The organism is Paenibacillus sp. MAEPY2, from assembly GCF_000499205.1.
Taxonomy (GTDB): Bacteria; Bacillota; Bacilli; order Paenibacillales; family Paenibacillaceae; genus Paenibacillus; species Paenibacillus vandeheii.
Window position 1 is genome coordinate 19,927 of the sequence record NZ_AWUK01000015.1, and the last position, 21,146, is coordinate 41,072.

The window sequence follows — 21,146 nt, forward strand, 5'->3', positions numbered from 1 at the left end:
TCACCGTTTACTTTTGTCTTTGCCGAACAGCAGCAGGCTTGCGCAGCGATCGGCTTGCCCACGCTTTTCGATAACGGTACAGTACGGCTGCAATTAACAGCAGTCCAATACCTGCGACAATGTAAGCTGTATATTGATGGGCAAGGTGGAACACCGCGTTCCATTGGGGACCGAATAATTTACCTATTCCCAGAAACAGCAACACCCAGAACAATGCGCCTGAATAGGCGTAGAGAGCGAATTTGCGAAAGGGAACAGCGGCTATACCCGCGAAATATCCGGTGAAATGTCGCACTCCCGGAATGAAATAACCGATGAAGATCAGGGCATTGCCGTACTTGGCAAACCACTTTTGCGTTTTATCCAGCTTGTCCGGTTTCATTAGAAACCATTTTCCATAACGCGTAATGAACGGCAGACCTGCTTTGGCACCAATAAAATAAGTGATCGTCATGCCAATCGTCGTTCCCAGGAAAGCGAGAATTGCAAGTATTCCAAAGTCCAGATGACCCTTGTAGGACAGAAACCCTGCATAAGCCATGGTCGTTTCTCCCGGGAAGGGAAGGGCAATGAATTCAAGCAATAAGCCAAAAAATAAAACGCTGTATCCGTAGGATCCAAACAGATGCTGGACCTTCTCAAGTATTTCCAATAGACTTCACTCTCCTGCAGACAGGGTGGGAGGAGATACTTACTCTCCAAGGAGTTTTGTTCATGATCCTACCTGTCCATTATGCTACCTAATCCGAAGCGAAGAATCAATCACGAGCCATCCCGAATTGTGAAAAATTATAAAACAAAATCGCGTCTTTTTTCAGGGCGTCCTCCATATAATTCTAACAAATCTGCTGAAGTCTATCAGCAAATTCACTAGAGACGTTGGAGGTTGATTCGTTCATGGTAACACCAATACATACATTTTTATCTGGAAAATGGTCTGTGCTTGTTCTTCGCATTGTGGTACTGCTAAGTGTATTTGCTGCATATGCAGGCACAACTTACGCATCTTCTGCTTCGGGCTCTGCTGCGCCCGCCTCCAAAGAAGAGCATTCCCAAGACAAAGTAGTCTATTTGAGTTTTGACGATGGACCGGGTAACCATACCCGTGAAGTATTGGATATTTTACGCAAGGAGCAGGTTCTGGCTACATTCTTTGTGCTTGGTGAGCAGGCAGAACGTTATCCTGAGATGATCCGTGCGGTTGTGGAAGATGGACATGCGTTGGGCAATCATACGTTTAATCATAATTATGAACAGCTGTACAGTGATTTCAAAGTGTTCTGGAAGCAGATCAAACAAACAGAGGAAGTCGTAAATCGAATTACCGGATTTCGTCCGAATCTGGTACGTGCACCAGGCGGTACCTATGGACATTTTGACCAGAGTTATTTTGATCTGATGAAATTGGGCGGGTACACCGTTATGGACTGGAACGTTGACAGTGGTGATTCCAAACGCAAGGGTGTTCCCGCTAAAGAAATTTTGCGCAATGCTACCAAGTTGCCTGCCGGGGCACGTTCGGTCATTGTGTTGATGCATGATGGAGGCGCTCATGCTGAGACGGTAAAAGCACTTCCTGGCATTATCAAGTACTACCGCGATCAAGGTTTTCGTTTTGACACGATGAAAGCCTCGGATCAGCCTGTTCAATTCCGCATCAATTCCAATGGGAAATACAAGTCACGCAAGGCTCCGGGTACGGAGTGGATTGCAGAACATGTACAGGAGAACAGCAATCTGTGGTTGGCAGGCAAGGAACTGAAGGTAGAGATTGGTTTCACAGCGGCCACATTGAAGCAAGGAGAGTTTCGTGTGGAAAATCAGCGGATCATGGTGCCTTTGCGGACCTTTATGAAAAAGTTCGGCGGCAGCGCTCGCTGGAATGCAGACACCCGGACAGCTACAGCCATATGGAAAGACCGAATCATCCATGCAGACAGCATCAGCGGAGAACTGACAACGAAAAGCGCAAAATTGATCCATGATAGGACAACAGAGGCAGTTGTGCAGAGCCAGGGAGGAACAACCTGGGTTCCGCTACGGGATTTAATGGAGCATATGGGAACAGATATTGATTCACTGAAGGCCAATGAAAAGGAATGGATTGTTAAAGCCAGCGTGCCTCTGGCATCGGCCACCAGCATGTATATGGATAAATTGATCTGAATAAAGTCGCTCGTGCAGGACTATTCTCTCTACTTCCGGGCAACACTGAATCATAGATTAGTATGTTTCAGGAATGCCGATGGATGGAAGGAGATCAGGAGAAATGTCTTATATCCGAATGGAACATGAGCATGCCGTTGAATTGCTGAACAGAGTTATGAAGCGAGTGGAAAGTGTGATAATTGGCAAGAAACAAGAAATTCGATATGTGCTGACTGCAATGCTTAGTGGAGGGCATGTACTTCTGGAAGATGTACCGGGTACAGGCAAAACGATGCTGGTTCGCGCTGTCGCTTCTGCACTGGATTGCTCTATGGGACGAATTCAGTTCACGTCGGACGTGATGCCGGCGGATGTGACAGGTACGTCGATGTATCATCCACATACGGGAGAATTCAAATTTCGCCCAGGACCCGTCATGTCCAATATTGTTCTGGCGGATGAAATCAATCGGGCTTCCCCCCGCACCCAGTCTGCACTACTGGAAGCGATGGAGGAACGACGCATTACGGTGGATGGCACAACCTATGCTTTGCCACGCCCGTTCTTTTTGCTGGCGACACAGAATCCGTTGCAGTTTGAGGGCACCTATCGTCTGCCTGAAGCGCAGCTGGATCGATTTATCATGAAGATTGGACTGGGATACCCTGAGCCCGAGCAGGAAGTCGAACTGTTAACTAGGATGCAAAGCAGAGAACTGCTTGATGAACTTCGTCCTGTCATGCTTGCTGAAGAAGTCGTAGCCATGCAGCGTGAAGTGAAGCATGTACATGTTGACCCTGTGGTCAAACAGTATCTGGTTGCTGTCGCCGTAGCCTCCAGAAGTCATCCGGCGGTAAGACTGGGCATTAGCCCGCGCGGAACATTGGCCTGGATGGCTGCTGCACAATCGTTTGCTTATCTCCAAGGTCGCAGCTATGTCATTCCCGATGATGTGAAAGAGATGGCTGTCCCGGTCCTTTCCCACCGTGTTCAGTTAAAGGCCCAGAACAGAGCGGAAGTCTGGGGGCAGGCGCAGGTGATTCAGGAAGTCCTTGCAGCGGTCCCTGTACCTGTACAGATGGCGGCACAGGGAAGGGGACGGCGTCAATGAGTGCGCTGGGTCAACGAATGTTGGGTGCTGTCTTGGTGGTGGCTTTTGCCTCTTTCTATGTATGGCATGGCGGCAAAGCCGCGCTTTTTCTGTCCATGATCGCGACCTTGATGCTAGTAAGCGCACTGAGTATCCATTTTTTCGGTCCGCGCAATATTAACATTCGGCGGCAAATGCATGCGAATCGGGTTGTGGCAGGTGAAAGAACGACGGTAGCGGTGGAACTAAAATTCGACTGTCCGATTCCACTGTTATGGATCATTCTGTGTGAGAATACACCTGCTGGCGTACACCGTAAATTACTATTCCCGGGAACCCGTCGCCAGTTTACGTATCATTATGAATTATCGGGTTTGCGCAGAGGTGTGTACAGATGGGAATCAGGGAAATTGTATTGGGGTGATATTTTCGGATGGAACACGGCCTCTGCAGAGACGGTGAATCATACCCCGCTAATTGTTGTACCTCAAGCAATGGAATGGGGCGAGAGTGCTCCCGGAGAATGCTCAGCCATAGGTGAAGATGCGCTGTCTGAACGAAGAAGCAGTCAGGGAAATCGAAGTCCTGAGTTCCGGGAATACCAGCAAGGAGATCCTCTGGGGCGTGTTCATTGGAAAAGCACAGCCAAAACGGGTCGGCTTCAGACTTTTTTGCCTGAATCCTCAGATTCTGCCTCGCTGGGTATCCTTGTGTATGAAGGTGCATCAGGTTATGAAGTAAAGCAGTCAGAAAAGAAAGATACGCCTGCTTTTGAACATGCGGTCCGTGCAGCTGCTCGTTGGATTTATACCGCTGAACGGGATAACATACCTTATCAGCTGTGGACAGAAGGCGGTGGGTCAGGATCTGCCCACCAGGAGAAATGGCAACAAGAACTCTTGTATTCACCTGAAAGCCATGAACTGGACAAACTGGCACAGGCACGAATTTCAACGACTCTATCTATAACTCCGTCGCTTCGTACAGAGGTGTTGGATACAATGGCGATCGGGTCACGAATTGTGGTTCTCACCGGAAGAATGGATGACGCTCTGGTGGACTGGGTAATGTGTGCAACCGGGTTGGGGTACAGGGTAGATGTTCAACTGACCGATCAAACCAATCGTGACGTGGGCAATGAAAGTCTGGAACAGCTTCGTCAAAGAGGAGTACAGATCCATTGGATCACAGACGGCTCATTACCTTCAATGAGAAAGGCGGAGGTAACGGATGTGGGAGCATAATGGAAACCTTCAAGCGAGTTCCACTGTAGCTGAAAAGGGGCATACCGCCAGTTTGGGATTAGAGTCTGTGCAATCCATATATAAAGCTGAAACGAGGACATCTGGAGTAGATCTGAGGAGTAATGGTCAAAGCTCGGAGCCTCTCCTTTACAGAATTGGTATTTCTGCCATTTTGCTTATATTGTCCCTGGAGTGGATCTATCCTATAACGTCAACGGGTCAGCAGGGCAGTGAACGATTCTTGTCCGTAATGGCAGGATTAACAGGGGTCTTGCTGCTCGTGGGGTTGCTTCGTACGGGCTGGATCACGGGAATACTAATCAGGCTCTGCATTGCGCTAGTCGCATTATGCTGCATGTATGGAGGTAATGACCCTGCCGGATGGGCAACGACATACCCGGCCACTTTTTCGGCAGATATGGGCAGTTTCTTGAGTACTTGGCGTTTTCACTCGATTAGTGTGGAAACAAGAGGTCTGCTCATGATGTGCGGCTGGAGCATGCTAATGGCATCTGTGCAGTCGCTTGTACTGCTGCGACGAAGTGTGATGCTGTTCGGCAGTGCAACATTGGTCTATTTGCTGCTGCTTGAATCCTTTGCCGGGCTGGATGTATATGCTTCGGTAGTACGTTCTGTGCTGTGGATTCTACTCATTCAGGCCATGCTGCAGCTGCTTCGTCTTAATGGCGGGGTCACTACCCCGATCTTTAGGAACAGTCCTTACGGCCGTTGGTGTACAGTAACACTTACGGTGTCGGCAGGTATGGTACTTTGCTCAGCGATTCCTGGTCAGCTTGCTTCCATTCCTCCGCCGGAACGGATATCCCTTGAGCAGATGGGTGAGCGGCTGGCCCGCTGGGCAGGATATACACAGCACGGAAGTATTCCTGCCGCAACCGCCGTCACAGGATACAGTACAGCGGATGCACCAATGGGGGCACCTTTGGTACAGGGAGACACGATTTTTTTTACGGCGAAAAGCCCGGAAGCTACGTATTGGCGGGGCGAGACCCGTTCATATTATAACGGAAGCACCTGGAGCGATCCGGTGCAAAGCTTTGCGACGGCAAGTCCATCCGGATTGGTGCGTACCGATGGTTGGGAGTATCCAGCCTATTGGCAGCGTATTCGTCAAACGGTGACGATGAAGCGAGAATGGCGAGGACCAAATCCCCTTTTTACAGGCGGAACGCCGCTCAATCTTTCGTTCCAGGATAAGAACAGTGATCTTCAGAAGAACAAACGTTTACTTCTGTCGAATGAGGATTCTGCAACGTTATGGCTCGCGGGTACCTATGACGATCAGCCGGTCAAAAGTTATACAGCAGATGTGATGATTTCTGTGGCAACACCTGAACAACTACGCCTTCTGGAGAAGATGACCACAATGAAGGATCCAGCTGCTGTTCGCAGAACGTATCTGCAACTGCCGACTTCGCTTCCCGGGCGTGTACAGGCTCTTGCCAAGGAAATCATTCGGGGCAGCGAAACCCGTTATGATGCTGTACAATCCGTGAAGAATTACTTAGCCGAACACGCCGAATATACGCTGGATACCCGTATGCCACCGCGAGGTACTGATTTTGTGGACGATTTTCTGTTCGTCACACGGCAGGGATATTGCAATCATTTCTCAACAGCCATGATTGTACTGCTGCGTGCAGAGGGCATCCCGGCACGCTGGGTTAAGGGTTTTGGACCGGGAGAAGCAGACCCGGACGACTCCGGGCAATACATCGTTACCCAGGGAGATGCACACTCCTGGGTTGAAGTGTATTTCCCCGGCGCGGGCTGGATGCCCTTCGAGGCTACGCCTGGCTTCACCATGACTCAGGGTGAAGGCCAAGACGCTGCTGCGCTTAGCGGGCAGCAGCCCGCTGCCGTAACCCCGCCGCAGACAGACGGCGGGGTGGCTCACGCGGGCGCATGGCTGCTCGCCCGCGCACGGACCATTGCCGCGCACCCATGGCCCGCGGCAGCCCTTGCGGCAGCGGCGTTGCTGTGCGCCGCCGGGGCCGTGCGCGTGCGGCGGCTTCGCCCCGCGCTGCGCCTAAGGCTGCTGCTGGCGTGGTCGCGCAGTAGCTTTCCAGACAATGAGCGGCTGCTCAGCGCCGCCGCTCCGGTCTGGGCCGCGCTCGCGCGCCGCTACGGCCCGCGGCCGCCGGGAATGACGCTGCGTGAATATGCAGCGTCACCCCCTGTGGCCGCAGGCACGGATGGCGCGGACATCGCGCGGTTTGCAGCCGACTGGGAACGGCTGCTGTACGGGCCGGACCGTCCGCTTCGCGCGGACAGTCTGGATTTCCTGCGCCGGGCGCTTCATCTGGCCCGGCGTATGCAGGCGCTGTAACATGAAGTACAGCGCTATACATAGACGCCTTTCTCGCCCAATAAGCGAACGAGGCGTCTTTCCGCGAGCAAACACCGCGAGCTTCATGCGGAAGATCTCTTTTTATGATGGTAAAAGTGCATAAAGCCTTTTCATATATCTCCCATCGGGAATGAATGGAATCAAAGCAAAAATATTCGACCCAATACCGTAATTTCAGACGTTGGATTTACCATGTTTTGAGATGTCGAAAAAAGGAGTTTCGCCTTTCCTTGACGGTATGTTTTGTCGTTGCGTATAATTAGTTTCATTAATTGAGGGAGGCACGGTAATGAATAAGCAAAATGAAATAGTGGTTGTCCTTGACTTTGGGGGACAATACAACCAGTTAATCGCCAGAAGAATCCGGGATCTCGGCGTATACAGCGAGCTTTTGCCGTATAACACACCAGCGGAGAAAATCGCAGAATTATCACCAAAGGGTATCGTGTTCTCGGGTGGACCATCTAGCGTTTACGCAGAAAATGCTCCACACGTAGATCCGGCCATTTATGATTTGGGCTTGCCAATCTTCGGAATTTGTTACGGTATGCAGCTCATGGCACAACAGCTTGACGGTAAAGTGGAGCGTTCTGAGAAGCGCGAGTACGGTAAAGCGGATATCGAGTTTGCGCCAGGTGCTGCTCTTGCACAAGGTATCGAAGGTGAACATACGGTATGGATGAGTCATGGTGACCACGTGGTTGCTCTTCCTGCTGGATTCAAACTGGATGCAGGCACGGAAAGTGCGCCAATCGCTGCGATGAGCAATGACGAGCGCAAATTGTATGCTGTTCAGTTCCATCCAGAAGTGCGCCACTCTGTTCGCGGTAATGAAATGATCAAAAACTTCCTGTACGAAATCTGTGGTTGCGAAGGCAACTGGAGCATGGAGACGTTCATCGAAGATACGATCAAGGATATCCGTGAAAAAGTGGGCGACGGTAAAGTATTGTGCGCACTTAGCGGCGGTGTGGATTCCTCCGTTGTGGCTGCATTGCTTCACAAAGCCATCGGTGACCAACTGACATGTATGTTTATCGACCATGGTCTGCTGCGCAAAGGCGAAGCGGAGAGCGTAATGGAGACGTTCGTCGGCAAATTCGACATGAAAGTTGTCAAAATTGATGCACAAGAGCGTTTCCTGTCCAAACTGGCAGGCGTGGATGATCCGGAACAAAAACGTAAAATCATCGGTAACGAGTTTATTTACGTATTTGACGAAGAGTCCAAGCAATTTGATGATTTTGCATTCCTGGCGCAAGGTACACTGTACACGGATATCGTGGAAAGTGGCACAGCGACAGCTCAAACGATCAAATCCCACCACAATGTGGGCGGATTGCCTGAGGACATGAACTTCAAGCTGATCGAACCACTGAGCGCTTTGTTCAAAGACGAAGTGCGTAAAGTCGGCGAAGAATGCGGTTTGCCAGAAGCGATCGTATGGCGTCAGCCGTTCCCAGGTCCGGGTCTGGCTATCCGTGTACTGGGCGAAGTGACTGAGGACAAGCTCAAAATCGTTCGTGATTCGGACTACATCCTGCGTGAAGAAATTATCAAAGCCGGACTTGACCGCGAAATCTGGCAATACTTCACAGCCCTGCCTAACATGAAGAGTGTTGGGGTAATGGGTGACGCGCGTACGTATTCCTACACCGTAGGTATCCGTGCTGTAACGTCCATCGATGGTATGACTGCCGACTGGGCACGTATCCCATGGGACGTACTGGAGAAAATTTCCGTGCGGATCGTTAACGAAGTGGACAACGTAAACCGTATCGTGTATGACGTAACTTCTAAACCGCCAGCAACGATTGAGTGGGAGTAATTTGGGTATTTTTCAATTGATTAACGACTGAGAAGCCTTGCTGTATAGGGGTTCTTGGACAACGATTGAAAATCTTATTTCATTCACCTGCAACTATTGGTCTTCAAAAATTACTCTCTTTTATTTGTGTTATTCAAACAAATAGAGGGGAGTTTTTTTGTGTCAAAAATCAATGAATTAATTGATGACTTTAAACTGAATCAAGAAATCCAAGGAAGAAAAAAGGAATATATTACGGGTTGTATGTATCGCTTGCATCGTTGGATGGAGTTCTCTAAGGAACAACTAGAAATTGAGGAAGCGGAAGACGTAACTTCATTGCATATTAAGAAATACATTCAGCATTGTCAGAATAGAGGTAAAGAAGCCAATATTACAATCAATGGTCATATCGCTACAATTAAAGTTTTCTTCCAGACTCTTGTTGATGAGGAATATATAGATGAGAAGGATAATCCTATGCGAAGAATTAAGAACTTAAAGGAAGATAAGAGGGTAATCATCACATTCAATGATGAAGAAGTAAAGCGTATCATCAATGATGTCGATGAAGTAACCTACTCTAATCTAAGGGATAAGCTAATTCTTATTATGCTATTTGATACTGGGATACGTGTTTCAGAACTGTGTAACATCAAGGATGATGATGTATCAAGAGCGCACATTCTAATCCATGGTAAAGGCTCTAAGGAGCGTCTAATCTACATTAGCAAGATAATGAGAAAGTATATGCGGAAGTATGAGGAAGCGAAGCAGGAACGCTTTAAGCACAGACTAGCTGACGAGATAGAGGATTATTATTTCCTAGACCAATCTGCTGAGCGTTTATCACGTTCGCGTATTAATAAGATACTGAAAGAGCATTGTAAAAAAGCAGGAGTAAGAAAGGAGGTACGGTGTTCACCACATGATTGTCGTCATTATTTTGCTCAGAAGCAATTGAAGAATGGAATAGATGTATATAGTCTGAGTAGACTAATGGGACATTTTGATACTCAGATCACTTCCAAGTATCTAAGAGGACTAGAGCAACATGATATATTGGAAATAGGGAAAATGTATAGTCCATTGAATAAGGTGAGGATATAAGCAATAAAACTTATGAAAAGCTCAGAACTGAAAATTGTGTATAATTGAATGCGCTCTACTTGGAATTAACAATAATGTGAGTCGCTTAACTGGTTTAATAAAACTGAGGTAGCGCTAAATTGGCTATATAGAGTATTGGCACGATGAAAGAAGCTATTAACATTGGCGAGGCTTAAAATGCTGTGTGGTAAGGAGCACTGTCGAGATATATGGAAAAAGCTATATGTAGCTGACTTTGATATAAAGCAGCTCATTTTAATTACAAAAATAGAAGGAATACTAAAAAGGACATTAATCGCTATTGTTAACGATTGATGTCCTTTTATTTATCCGTTTCTGCTCAAACACGATCCGTCTTCCAATACCAAAACTTTGATCCTTGAGAAAGGATAAACCGCTCTAGCCATGTCTCGAAGTTACTGTAAAAACATCCTGTATGTTCTGTTGAATAGAGGCTCTCACAAAGCAACATATATTGTTCATCCTGAGAACGCCAACGTTCTAAATCGATGAGGATTCGATCATCAAGGATATTGGCTATCACAATTTTACTGTCTGATGCTTCATTGTAATGTATGAGATCTTGGACTGAGTATAAGAAATTTACACCGCCATATTCAGGGTCTTCAAACAAGGACGCCCCATTGCATAATCGTAAAAAGCTTATGTAGTCTGGAGGTAGCGGAGTAGAAAAATAATCGGAAAGCTCTTTAATTTTATCTTCAGAAGCACTTGGTTTGAATTTATTAACAGCAGTCGTTTTCCCAGCAGGAGTAAGTATTTTAATGCGACCCTCATTTTTGTCAGACCACTCTTTAAAGTCCTTGAATACATTCATTTACATAGCTCCTTATTAAAAAACTTGTAAAGATACGTGTAATTAAGCCTCAATCAACATTCCTCTGTTTTAAATATTCTTCATTTGTCCCGTCACAAATCCCTAAGTCAAGCTCAAGGTGGAATAGGAATTCCGTAATGGCTTGGTGTTGATCGTCTGTCAGCGCACTATCCTGGGTTTGATACCAATTGAGTAGAGACACTAGACAGAAATCTTTGGGAAGGAAAACTCCGGCATCATCTTTAACCACTCCAAGTTCAATAAGTGTTTTGTCTGAGATCATAATTCTTCCTCCTTTTGAGACTCGAACTGCATCAGTACACTAATGTCACTGATGTTGAGTGCATGAGCAATTTTTTCTAGCATTAACAGATTTACTTCTTGTCGTTCTTCTCCACACAATTTTGAAATTCTTGCTTGGGCAATACCAGTTAACTTGGATAGTTGAACTTGGGTAAGTTTGTTTTCCTTTAATACTTCCTTCAATTTGATTTTAATTTTCAACATGAGTTAGTCATCCTCCAATTTTCCCATTGACAAAATATGACCATAAGAGTATATTTAATTATGACCACAAGCGTATATTTTTTGTTTATAATATCATTAGCATTGAGGGAAGTCTACATTTTTTTTGTTGAACCTATAAGTATATAACATAATTCCCAAACCAAAGGAGTAATAATCTATGATCTTAACAGCTAATTCATACAACAAAGAACGTAAAGAAGCCCTGCAACGTGTACCTTACCATTTGATACTCGCTAACCTTGGCAACTCAAAAGAGTCGTGGATTGACTTTCTGGTGTGGAACGACTTTAGCGTTATCTGGATTGATAAGTTTGAGTTTCTTATACAGTCAGAGAATGATCTAGTAGAGTGGAGCTGCTATTGGAATGGTGATCTGGATGAGCTTGTATCCTTCATCAGTGACTTCAAGCAATATAAAATAGATCAACTTCATGCTAGCCTTAAATTGTCAGAGTTTGAAGAGATGTGTGTTAGCGGAAAAAAGAGTGCACTGGAAAAGCTCTTCATGGAACCATTGCATGATGAAACCATGGAGAGAATTGAGGGATTGGGTTATTCAAATGAGGACATCTTTGAGCTTGCACTGAATAAGATAGTCGATAATGCTCACGGCTTGCTATCGTATGCAGCGTAATAATGCTCTGTATATCCATGTTGAGAGGGGCTTGGACGCATTCACATAAGCTGTGCGCTCTTTAAATGCTGTGTGGATGCAATTTCACCATCTGGCTTGGAGAAGGGCTTACAACGAAGCTGGCGAAGAGTAATGGGAATACACATATTTGTTCCCCGACAGGGGAAAGGGGCGAAGCCCTCATAAGCGTAAGCGCCTCAAGGCTTTAGCCGTTCTGATTTGGCAAATCCCTTTGCCAAGAGATGTAAAAGATTTATTAAAGATTTAAAAGAATTATTACATCGGGGTTCTGGGGCAAAATATCACGCGACGAAGACCGTAACAGAGCCGTTTTGGATCAAAATATCACGATCCAGATTTCCCGAAATTAACCTTAATCCCTTGCCTCATAAGGTCTACTTTAACTTTGACCAGTGTATCCGATTTTAGGGGTATCGAATCAAGTTTTGGGCGTCTCATTGGGGCGATTTTTGGACAAAAAATCAAGGGTATCAAGAGGCTATAAAAACCTCAAGAAACCCTTTGTTGTTTACCAATTTATCTAGCTTTCTAAGTGAAGTGGAAGGTAGACATTTCTGTATGTAAGGTAACGAATAGGAGCCATAATAGTAGGTTGAAAAATCGTTGTTAGCCGATTAAAATAACAAACGCAAAAATATCCCTTTACAGGAACTAATAGATAGTATAATCTACTCGTATAATGTAGAAAGGATTATGATATGTTTGATAAAATTAGTATAAGATAAGCTAGGGGTATTGTCAATACCTTTCCGAAGAAAGGAAATGGTGATTTTTGTACGGGCAACAAATGAGTTTCAACGCATCTGCGAAGCATATTATCGTAAAATTAGATGTTCCGTGGTATACCTATCGAGAGTTACAGGACTATTCATTTGTATTTTCTATATATCCTGAAAAGAAGCCTAATAAAGATTGTTCTTTTGTGGATATAAAAGTAGTTCATGATTCCAAATTGAGAGCAATGAATAAAGATGTTTTTAAGCTGGACAAATATATGCTCAGAGATGAAAGTTTGGTTATCAATGAAGTTATTGAAATTGTAAAAGAAGAGACTAAATTTCAAACTCAATATGTAGCAATTTTGAGGAATCAGGTCACTCTTCTTGATTGTAAATGGATAGGGACTAGGAACGTTCTTTTGTTGATTAATCATCTTGATGGCGAGCGTTTAAGTGCTAAGTATTCCACCTATTACGCTAAGGAATTCGAGGCGAGTATTGTATGGCAAGAAGCTGAGATGGATTATTATCGTTACTTGGAAGTTTACACTTCTATTCTAGATTCACCTGTGGGAGAAGAATTTAAAAAAATAGTGGATGAGAAGCGGCTTAAGATGAAAGCGAAGTGGGGACTGTATCTAGATGCCGTGAAGAGGTGAATATTTGGAGTTTTGATCATCTCTGCAAAAGCAATTGGATGGAGAAGTAAGATAAATCAACGGTGGAGGGTTCCATATGGAGAATTTCATTCCTAATACATGTTTTCAGTGTGGGTGTCACAACCTATTGAAAGTCAATTGGTTCTATCGTGACAATGACGGTACACTGATATCTGATAAAATTCCAGCATATGAATGCCAGAATTGTGGCGAACATACTTTCACAAGGGAAAGTCATGTTGCATCAGAAGCGGCGTATAAAGCCTATAAAGAAAAAAACAGCAACAGAGATAGTGTGTCAGATAACAATTGAATCTAGTTGACTTCTATAGATCATGTAGTTTAACTACAACGACTGCATGGTCTATGAGTTGATGTTTAAAAATTGTGACAAAATAACCTAGTTTTTTTGTGGAAAGCCACTGTGGATGTTGGGTTTAGTTGAATATCGAGGTGACAAGTGGCTTGGTATTTAGATTTGGAAGCCTGTATATCTGCCAACTCTCCATCAAACTAGGATGTCATTAATGGAAGGACGATGCCGATACGTTCCGATTTTGGGACACACTTAGCCTAGCTCTTTTTTCGGAAAATCTCTTATTTTCCATTGGCGTTTCACCTTGATGAACTAAATTTGAAGGTGTCAAACAACCTTATTTTTATTTAGGTGAATGTCTTCTTGTTTGCCCAAGTGGTCCGATACAGGGATATATTAAACATTATTAATAAGTATCTTTAATAAATATTTTAATATCTCTTGGTGGAGTACATCCACCAATTAAGCGGCTAAAGCCGTTAAAACGCTGCGCTTTCCCCCTACGGGGGTGCCCTGCGGGGCAGAATAAATTAAAACGAAAGGTCTAATTATTATGGAGAGAATTTTTGGGAGTGTTAAGATCAAGTCTGCATGGTTCGACCATACAAATGAAAAAAGAAAATTCTTGAAGATTGGTTATGAAGGTTTGTATGTGTATTTAGCTCTTACGAAGAATAGGCTTCACAGAGTTAATGAGAACAGACTTTTTACATTTCAAGTGAGTATCGATACTCTAAGGAAAGAAACTGGCTACTCCGCTAAGAAAGTCATTGAACTGCTTAAAGTGCTAAAAAGCAATAAGATAATAAAGATGGAAAAACCATCGAGATGGGATAGGCTTAACGATGAGGATGGTATTGCGAACGTTTATCAGATGATGATTATATCTGCTATTGATGTTCCTCACACGGATTGGGACAAAGTGAAGAAAAAAGATATACCAGTTGATGGCGAAAACTTTTTTGTATCTGTTAATTTGGACATGCTTGAGTTATACAAGAAGAAGGGACTTAAAGAACGCTATATTCCATTATATTGCCTCTTTAGAAAGCTTTCTAATGGTACAGAAGGGAAAGCGTTTATGCGAATTGAGAAAATGGCAAAAACACTAGGATTCAGCAAAGATACAATTCATAAGTATATCAAAAGGCTTAATGCAGAATACCTACTATATACACGTAAAATTCCGAATGGCAAAGGTGGCTATAAATTCGAACACTATTTATGTTCGTCTGTAGGGGACTATGATGAATTTTTACGTGCCCATAAAGATTCGATAGATAAAAATATCAGCAGATGGAAAATGAACGACTACCTTTTGGAAGATGAGAGCGATGAGACAGAAGTAGGAGGATATAGCGAGGGGGAAAAGGAAATAGAGGATGACAACCCCTTCATTCAAGAGAATGACGAACAAATGCTAGTTGTTCATTGAGTTATTGTTCTTGAGAAGATAGAGATCGTGGAAGTCGTAAAAAGGATGGGTTAGGATCGTTGCATTGCGGGATTCTAAATCTGTCCTAAGGTACGAGGTCTGTTACATCTACGATGGTGCATTACCCAAAGTATCTTGAAGAAATAGATACTTTTATCGTGGATAGCAATTCAAGCTCAGTAATAAATGCTATTAAAAAAATGAAAAACATAACTGACAGTTAGCGCCTTCATTCGTGTGCTATCCTGTAACCTCTGGTGTGGCTCTTGCTGCAATGATAAGCTCATTTAGCTGCGTGTGTGTCGATCTGCGATGGTGCGTCTACGCATGTTTGACGCTAGGGAAATTCACGAGAAGCCTTTTGCAATGTAAAACTACCATAGTGATCAGCGATAGAAGCACATTGTTTTGATATAAAATGAAAGCGAGAGTGGTAAACTGTGAAAGAGAACACGAAAGAATACGAAAACATGTGAATTGGTAAACACGATGAAGGAATACAAGGAGAATGTGGACAATCGCTTTGAACGACTAGAAGCCAAACTCACTCAATTAATTGAACTGGTTGATCCTTCAAATAAGAAGGAAGTGTCAGATTACGAACAAAGGTTGCAAAAGCTAGAGTCTGATATCAGAATGATAAAGAATGACGTTCCAAGAATGGTACGGCGGATAAACGACATTGACAATGAGGTAATAAGTTTAAGTTCTGTGTAGAGACAGTTACATTGAAGAGCCTAGGTAGAGGCTCTTTTTTTTATTGTAATCAACGTTGTTCCTTGAGGAAGCCTGGGTGTGTTGTGGCTGCGTGACTTGATGCTCTCTGAGGTGTGAAAGGATACGAATCGAAGCGCAGAATCGTTTAATGCGGCATTGGTGGAGTAGGGTAATGTCGTGATATAGGTTTGGACAAAGTTGTATACAGCAGGGTGTCTAAAGATGGAGATAGTTCGTCTGGTGCGGGTGTCTGGAGTGAACTGGAGATGAATAGACACAACATGAGAAGCATCAAAGCCCCGACTTGATAGCAAGAATCTATGTGATTGAACAGATATGAGGAGTATAACTGCATAATTATACATAAATCGAAGCATGTGAGATAAGCCATGTGCCTTTATCCCATTTTTTAGTGTTTTTATGATGGAAAACGTTACCTAAGCCATATTAGGTAACACTTTTGGCAAGGGGGAGGGGGTGGGTTTAGATCAAAATGATATTTAATATGGTATTTTTTACAAGTGACTGTTCTACCGCGACGGGCTACTTGTTTAGAGAAAACATCTCTTAGTGATTACGAATTTCTATAAGTATGCATCCAGACAGTAAGTTTTAAAGTTAGAAGCATTATTTTGTATTTTGGGAGAGGGGATGCTTTGGGTGTAACTAGGTTTAATCTTAAATAGAATTAACCCTTGTGAATTGTTTTCTAGCAACGCATCTGGTAGAATTAATTAAGCATGGGATGGTGAGCAATCTCCTTTTGAAACAAGGAGGAAATTAATCTATGCAATATTACAAGAAAGTATTGTTTTTTGTGAGGAAGATTATGGGGATTAGTTTGAAGAATGTATTAAGGATCAAGACAACAAAAACAGTGAAGACAACAAGAACAACGGAAACAGTGACAACAACAAGAACAACAACAAGAAGGTTGAGATTGTAGTCACAGTTCTCTTAGCCTAAAACAACAAAAAAATCAATTGGTCATTGCTCACCTGTAATTCCCTTTTCAAAGGGGCTACAGGTGAGTAATATAATAAAATAATACAATACAATGAGAAGACCGCTGATGTTACAAATGGCGGTCTTTTTGTCATTTAAAAGGAGTGCAAAGTGATATGAAAGAATGATTGTAATACAATGATAAACATTAATGTTGACAAATGGATATAAGATGTGATATGATAAGAGTAGGAAAAGGGATATCTACGCCTTATAATGAAAGCGCTTACAATTAAAAATTATAGTATATAGAAGAGGAGATAACGTATTGAAATGTAACAACAAGAAACATTTTAGGAGTAAAGATGTAAAGCTCAAGAAGGTGAAGGGATCAAACTGGACGAAGAGAAACGAGATCTTCTGTGAAGAGGTGCTAGAATCAATCCAGCTTCAACAAGACAAGCTTGCCTTAACATCTAATGATTTGATGATGACGTTAGTGTTGCTTTTGAATTCATGCAGGAATTCAATATCCAGAGTAAAGGACAAGAGCAAAAAAACGTATTTTGGGAAGGAGCATGGATTCAATAACTCCAGAGAAATGGCTGTAGCTTTAATAGAAAAGGAAAATTTACTACAAGAATGGTTTAGATGTTGTGAGTTGTACATTGCAAATGACTATAAGCTAGAACATAGACCTACTCTAGGTAGAATAGATCATGATCTTGGCTATACGCTAGAAAATCTTGAGGTGCAAGGGTATTCGCATAATACATCGTCGAGAACGAGACAGCGCTTTTCTAAAGAGTGTGTAGCTATTGTGGTGTTGAAGGAGTCTGAGAAACTGATTCTATTGAAATGTACTAGTGGTAAGAGTGCGATTCAAAGGATCGATGAAGTTGCTGGCTTACGAATAACAAAAAGCATGTTAAAAGGTAACCTCACCAGTGGGCTACGGCGTTCAAACAAAGAGTATTCTGTCTTGATCATAGGGAAAGAAAGCTTAATGGGTACACCAGAAATCATGGATCTTTCGTTTCCAGTTAGCGCGATCCACGATGAGAAACATAATAGTCTTATTGCTCGCCCAAATGATAACGCTACCAAAGTAGATATCTACATAGATGAAAAAGATGCTGTGCGTCTCGACTGGATAGATGAACAACAGACAATCAATTATGTGAATATAATATAATAGAAGGAGAAGGAAAAGACACATGGCAATAGTAAGCATCAACGCGAATAGCGCGAGTTACAATAGCATCTCAGTTTCAGCCAGCTTTACAAGTGGTGGAGGACTAGCGAAATACTACAGGTTTTTCAAGAATGGAGTGGGAGATTCAGGACTTGAGGCGCTTAGTAGCCCAGTGACATCGACGACCAAGTACTGGACGTACAATGGGCTGTCAGAGAGCACGTACTACAGTCTGAGCGTCACGTTCTACGACTCGAATAGGAACGTTCTTGGAAGCGCATCCACAGGTCAGAGGACGACTGTAGCGCCTGACACAACGCCACCATCAATCAATAGCTGGTACATGAATGGTGGTGCTTCGAGGAATTCCATTCCCATGTATGCATCGGCATCAGATAATAGGGGAGTCAGTGGTTTCTATTTCTACCGTGATGGTGTATATGATGGCTCTATGTATGGTTCAAGTGGTGGATATACATTTACAGGATTAAGCCCTGGCACCCGTTATTCTCTTGGGGTAAAGGCGTTTGACACTAGTGGGAATACATCGATTATGACACAGTTCGGAGCCACTACAGCGTATGATTTTGCTCCTAGCGTCCTGTCTTGGTCTGTATCAAACACGGGCGTAAACACTGTTCAGATGTATTACTCAGCGTCAGATGACTATGGTGTAGGCTATGTACAATTTTATGTCAATGGTGTTCAAACAGGGATTAGTTATAGTTCGAGTGGGTATTACACCTTCGCTGTATTACAAGCAGATACGAATTACACGCTTGGGATCAAAGCTGTGGATTCAGCAGGACAGAGTTCTACAATGAGGACGCTGGCTGTAAAGACAAAGAAGGCAAGACCAGCCAACTTTGAATGGGATACTCCAAAAAATGCTGGAGCAGACTTCAACATCACTGCTGCGGAGTGGAATAGACTAACAGCGAAAGTGAATGAATTTAGAGCCTATAGAGGCATATCGAGTTACACGTTCACAAGAGCGGTATCAGGGACGGATTTTAAGGCAATATACTATAATGACGTAATCAACATCATTGGTTCAATGAGTCCGACAACAGCAATACCAAGCAGCAAAGTGGCTGGTGACAGCATTCTAGCAAGTGATATCAATCGAATACGAAATTCACTAAATTCGATAAACTGAGTTTGTATGTTGGGTGAAGTTTGCAACGTTCTTACTTGCGGTTCTAACGCATGTAGATAAGAAGAAATAACCACTCTGAGGTTCGCGACAAAAGTGTGGTAGTTGCGTTCCCACCCAACAACAAACTCACGTGGAGACGATGTGGCGTCATCGTTAGCGCTCTCCATATAGATATTATATACCTAAAATGGAGCATTCATATGTCTCGTTTAAAATTTATTTACTATAAAAGGAGTTTCTGAGACAATGTCCTTTATGAAATATACTGTCTTTTGATGCCCATTTATAAACGTAGATTGTGTATAGAGGAGATGGAGTATGAGTAGCTACATAATCAATTCATTGAAGTTGAATAATGAAAGATACAAGCGTAGTGGGACTGGTTCTACACTTAAATGGCTAGAGGAATTATCAAAGATCAATATTTTTGTTGGTTCAAATAACTCTGGAAAAAGCCAGATGCTAAGGAATTTTTTTAAAACTCCTACACTTGAATTTGTACCTAATGATTTAGAGTTAGTACAGTTAAACGCTCTACAAAAAGAATTAGTAGGAGAAGTTGAAGCGGTAATCTTAAGAAATAATGCTACAGATTACGGTGACATCATGGAAACAGCCAAAACGCTAATTGATGTACAATCATTAGTTGAAGATTGTGATGTTTTGGAGAAAATTAGTTTAATATTGGAAAAGTTAGTTAACGTCACAAATAACGAGGTTACTACAAATCTCAGATTTGGGGGGAGTGGAATCAACTATGATGAAGCCTTTAAACAACCTCTACAGGAAATTGGTAAAAGATACATGCAAAGATTGCAATTGATTGTTGGGGATGAAACAGAAAGAAAGTATCGTTTTAATAAAGTATACATTCCCACTTTGAGAGGTTTACGTCCATACAACGAGGGTAGTTCCGATTTTTATATTCAAAGGACAATAAAGGATTATTTTCCAGAAGCACCTAACGGTAGTATATTTTCTGGATTAGGCTTGTATGTACAACTAAGGGATATGCTCTTAGGTAATTTAGAAGAAAGAGAGAAAATAGCTAGGTATCAGGAATTTTTAGGTGATACATTTTTTAATGGAGAGCGCGTTGTCTTAATTCCTAGCAAAAACTCAGATGTAGTTGTTGTAAAAATTGGCGATGAGGAAGAATTGCCAATATATAATCTAGGTGACGGGATACAATCAATCATCATTCTGACATTTCCCCTCTATACGCATTTAGGGGGGAATTTACTTATGTTTATTGAAGAACCAGAGTTATATCTCCATCCAGGGTTACAACGGAAGCTGATAGAAACGTTTCTTAAAGATGAGTTTTCAGGTTATCAGTTTTTTTTAACTACTCATTCAAATCATTTTTTAGATATAACATTAGATGTAAGCCGGATTTCGATCTATTCATTCAAAAAAGAGCTTGCAAATTCAGAAGAGAAGGAGAAACAAGCTTCATTTTTAGTGGAAAATGTAAGCAATGAAGATAATAGCTTGCTTGAGATGCTTGGAGTGAAGAACTCATCTGTATATCTGTCCAACTGTACTGTTTGGGTGGAAGGGATAACTGACAGATTCTATATTCGTAGATATTTAAAGCTATATCAAGATTATCTTAAAATCCCAGAAAAAGATCGTTACAAAGAAGATTATCATTATTCATTTGTTGAGTATAGCGGCAACAATATAACCCACTGGTCTTTTTTAGATGATAACAGCGATGAAGCATTTAAAAATATGAACGTAGAGAGATTATGCTCTCGTTTGTTTCTTATTACAGACAAAGATAGCGAGAAGAAGTTGAGTAGGCAAGAAAAGTTAAAAGCTAGACTTGGGGAGCGATTCTATTGTCTTGATTCTAAGGAGATAGAGAACACTTTGACAGCAGATATAGTGAAAAAAGTTATAGCTGATTACGAGAAGTGTGATGTGGATTCTCTAAGCTTTAATCAGAATGTTGAAACGAATACCTACCAGAATAGATACCTAGGCAAATTCATTGATAGTGTTCTGACAGACAGCAAACGAAAAGGTGGCTATGCATCAGAATCTGGAACTATTAAAGATAAGGTTAAATTCAGCGAGAGAGCCATAAGGCATCTGAAACAGTATTCAGACTTAAGTGAAGATGCGAAGAAGCTTTGCGAGCGTCTCTTTCAATTTATACAACGGAATAATGAAAGCTTGTTATAAGCTAGAAACTTGGCGAG

At 42.8% G+C, this 21,146-nt stretch carries 17 protein-coding genes; 13 read left to right on the plus strand and 4 right to left on the minus strand.

Annotation, left to right across the window (positions count from 1 at the left end; translation table 11 throughout):
• Positions 1–7 precede the first annotated feature (7 nt).
• Positions 8–652 carry a DedA family protein gene (locus tag P364_RS0114200; RefSeq protein ID WP_024630772.1) on the minus strand — a complete coding sequence of 215 codons (645 nt, stop codon included), beginning with the start codon at positions 650–652 and terminating at the stop codon, positions 8–10.
• 245 nt (positions 653–897) lie between these two features.
• Here P364_RS0114200 and P364_RS0114205 point away from each other — a divergent pair, with 245 nt between their 5' ends.
• From P364_RS0114205 to P364_RS0114230, 6 genes are all read left to right on the plus strand, one after another.
• Entirely contained in the window at positions 898–2,166 is a 1,269-nt protein-coding gene (locus P364_RS0114205; RefSeq protein WP_024630773.1) for a polysaccharide deacetylase, read from the plus strand.
• 103 nt (positions 2,167–2,269) lie between these two features.
• The gene (locus P364_RS0114210) at positions 2,270–3,259 is read left to right on the plus strand and encodes an AAA family ATPase (RefSeq protein ID WP_029880993.1); all 990 of its coding nucleotides are present in this window, start codon (positions 2,270–2,272) and stop codon (positions 3,257–3,259) included.
• Positions 3,256–4,482 carry a DUF58 domain-containing protein gene (locus P364_RS0114215; protein WP_024630775.1) on the plus strand — a complete coding sequence of 409 codons (1,227 nt, stop codon included), beginning with the start codon at positions 3,256–3,258 and terminating at the stop codon, positions 4,480–4,482. Before P364_RS0114210 ends, P364_RS0114215 begins: the two co-directional genes overlap by 4 nt.
• Positions 4,469–6,832: a DUF4129 domain-containing transglutaminase family protein gene (locus P364_RS0114220; RefSeq protein WP_024630776.1), complete on the plus strand. Its 2,364-nt coding sequence runs from the start codon at positions 4,469–4,471 to the stop codon at positions 6,830–6,832. The genes P364_RS0114215 and P364_RS0114220 overlap by 14 nt, the downstream gene beginning before the upstream one ends.
• A 310-nt stretch (positions 6,833–7,142) precedes the next feature.
• Positions 7,143–8,681 (plus strand): glutamine-hydrolyzing GMP synthase, encoded by a 1,539-nt coding sequence (gene guaA, locus P364_RS0114225; RefSeq protein WP_024630777.1) that lies wholly within the window; start codon positions 7,143–7,145, stop codon positions 8,679–8,681.
• Between the two features lie 159 nt (positions 8,682–8,840).
• Positions 8,841–9,770, plus strand: a complete 930-nt coding sequence (locus tag P364_RS0114230) for a tyrosine-type recombinase/integrase (protein WP_024630778.1) — start codon at positions 8,841–8,843, stop codon at positions 9,768–9,770.
• Positions 9,771–10,110: 340 nt separating this feature from the next.
• On the opposite strand, the gene P364_RS0114240 is transcribed toward P364_RS0114230, so the two are convergent.
• The 3 genes from P364_RS0114240 to P364_RS0114250 are packed head-to-tail and all read right to left on the minus strand — an operon-like array spanning position 10,111 to position 11,115.
• A complete protein-coding gene (locus P364_RS0114240) occupies positions 10,111–10,608 on the minus strand; it encodes an SMI1/KNR4 family protein (protein WP_024630779.1) in 498 nt (165 codons plus the stop codon).
• Between the two features lie 49 nt (positions 10,609–10,657).
• Complete coding sequence (locus P364_RS0114245) at positions 10,658–10,891, minus strand: hypothetical protein (RefSeq protein ID WP_024630780.1); 234 nt, start codon at positions 10,889–10,891, stop codon at positions 10,658–10,660.
• Positions 10,888–11,115: a helix-turn-helix domain-containing protein gene (locus P364_RS0114250; RefSeq protein ID WP_024630781.1), complete on the minus strand. Its 228-nt coding sequence runs from the start codon at positions 11,113–11,115 to the stop codon at positions 10,888–10,890. The genes P364_RS0114245 and P364_RS0114250 overlap by 4 nt, the downstream gene beginning before the upstream one ends.
• A 178-nt stretch (positions 11,116–11,293) precedes the next feature.
• Here P364_RS0114250 and P364_RS0114255 point away from each other — a divergent pair, with 178 nt between their 5' ends.
• From P364_RS0114255 to P364_RS0114295, 7 genes are all read left to right on the plus strand, one after another.
• Positions 11,294–11,770, plus strand: coding sequence for a hypothetical protein (locus tag P364_RS0114255; protein WP_024630782.1), 477 nt, complete (start codon positions 11,294–11,296; stop codon positions 11,768–11,770).
• Between the two features lie 793 nt (positions 11,771–12,563).
• On the plus strand, positions 12,564–13,169 hold the full coding sequence (locus P364_RS0114260; protein WP_024630783.1) for a hypothetical protein: 606 nt from the start codon (positions 12,564–12,566) through the stop codon (positions 13,167–13,169).
• Between the two features lie 76 nt (positions 13,170–13,245).
• On the plus strand, positions 13,246–13,482 hold the full coding sequence (locus P364_RS0114265) for a YgiT-type zinc finger protein (protein ID WP_024630784.1): 237 nt from the start codon (positions 13,246–13,248) through the stop codon (positions 13,480–13,482).
• A gap of 556 nt (positions 13,483–14,038) precedes the next feature.
• Positions 14,039–14,920, plus strand: a complete 882-nt coding sequence (locus tag P364_RS0114270) for a helix-turn-helix domain-containing protein (protein ID WP_024630785.1) — start codon at positions 14,039–14,041, stop codon at positions 14,918–14,920.
• A gap of 1,990 nt (positions 14,921–16,910) precedes the next feature.
• The gene (locus P364_RS0114285) at positions 16,911–17,777 is read left to right on the plus strand and encodes a hypothetical protein (RefSeq protein WP_024630787.1); all 867 of its coding nucleotides are present in this window, start codon (positions 16,911–16,913) and stop codon (positions 17,775–17,777) included.
• A 172-nt stretch (positions 17,778–17,949) separates the two neighbouring features.
• On the plus strand, positions 17,950–18,936 hold the full coding sequence (locus P364_RS0114290) for a hypothetical protein (RefSeq protein WP_152532706.1): 987 nt from the start codon (positions 17,950–17,952) through the stop codon (positions 18,934–18,936).
• A 318-nt stretch (positions 18,937–19,254) separates the two neighbouring features.
• The gene (locus tag P364_RS0114295; protein ID WP_024630789.1) at positions 19,255–21,129 is read left to right on the plus strand and encodes an AAA family ATPase; all 1,875 of its coding nucleotides are present in this window, start codon (positions 19,255–19,257) and stop codon (positions 21,127–21,129) included.
• Positions 21,130–21,146: the final 17 nt, after the last annotated feature.

What these genes read in the sequence shown, in the direction of transcription:
- P364_RS0114205 (WP_024630773.1), top strand. Translation starts at nt 898, where the DNA reads ATGGTAACACCAATACATACATTTTTATCTGGAAAATGGTCTGTGCTT.
- P364_RS0114210 (WP_029880993.1), top strand. Translation starts at nt 2,270, where the DNA reads ATGTCTTATATCCGAATGGAACATGAGCATGCCGTTGAATTGCTGAAC.
- P364_RS0114215 (WP_024630775.1), top strand. Translation starts at nt 3,256, where the DNA reads ATGAGTGCGCTGGGTCAACGAATGTTGGGTGCTGTCTTGGTGGTGGCT.
- P364_RS0114220 (WP_024630776.1), top strand. Translation starts at nt 4,469, where the DNA reads ATGTGGGAGCATAATGGAAACCTTCAAGCGAGTTCCACTGTAGCTGAA.
- guaA (WP_024630777.1), top strand. Translation starts at nt 7,143, where the DNA reads ATGAATAAGCAAAATGAAATAGTGGTTGTCCTTGACTTTGGGGGACAA.
- P364_RS0114240 (WP_024630779.1), bottom strand. Translation starts at nt 10,608, where the DNA reads ATGAATGTATTCAAGGACTTTAAAGAGTGGTCTGACAAAAATGAGGGT.
- P364_RS0114245 (WP_024630780.1), bottom strand. Translation starts at nt 10,891, where the DNA reads ATGATCTCAGACAAAACACTTATTGAACTTGGAGTGGTTAAAGATGAT.
- P364_RS0114250 (WP_024630781.1), bottom strand. Translation starts at nt 11,115, where the DNA reads ATGTTGAAAATTAAAATCAAATTGAAGGAAGTATTAAAGGAAAACAAA.
- P364_RS0114255 (WP_024630782.1), top strand. Translation starts at nt 11,294, where the DNA reads ATGATCTTAACAGCTAATTCATACAACAAAGAACGTAAAGAAGCCCTG.
- P364_RS0114265 (WP_024630784.1), top strand. Translation starts at nt 13,246, where the DNA reads ATGGAGAATTTCATTCCTAATACATGTTTTCAGTGTGGGTGTCACAAC.
- P364_RS0114270 (WP_024630785.1), top strand. Translation starts at nt 14,039, where the DNA reads ATGGAGAGAATTTTTGGGAGTGTTAAGATCAAGTCTGCATGGTTCGAC.
- P364_RS0114295 (WP_024630789.1), top strand. Translation starts at nt 19,255, where the DNA reads ATGAGTAGCTACATAATCAATTCATTGAAGTTGAATAATGAAAGATAC.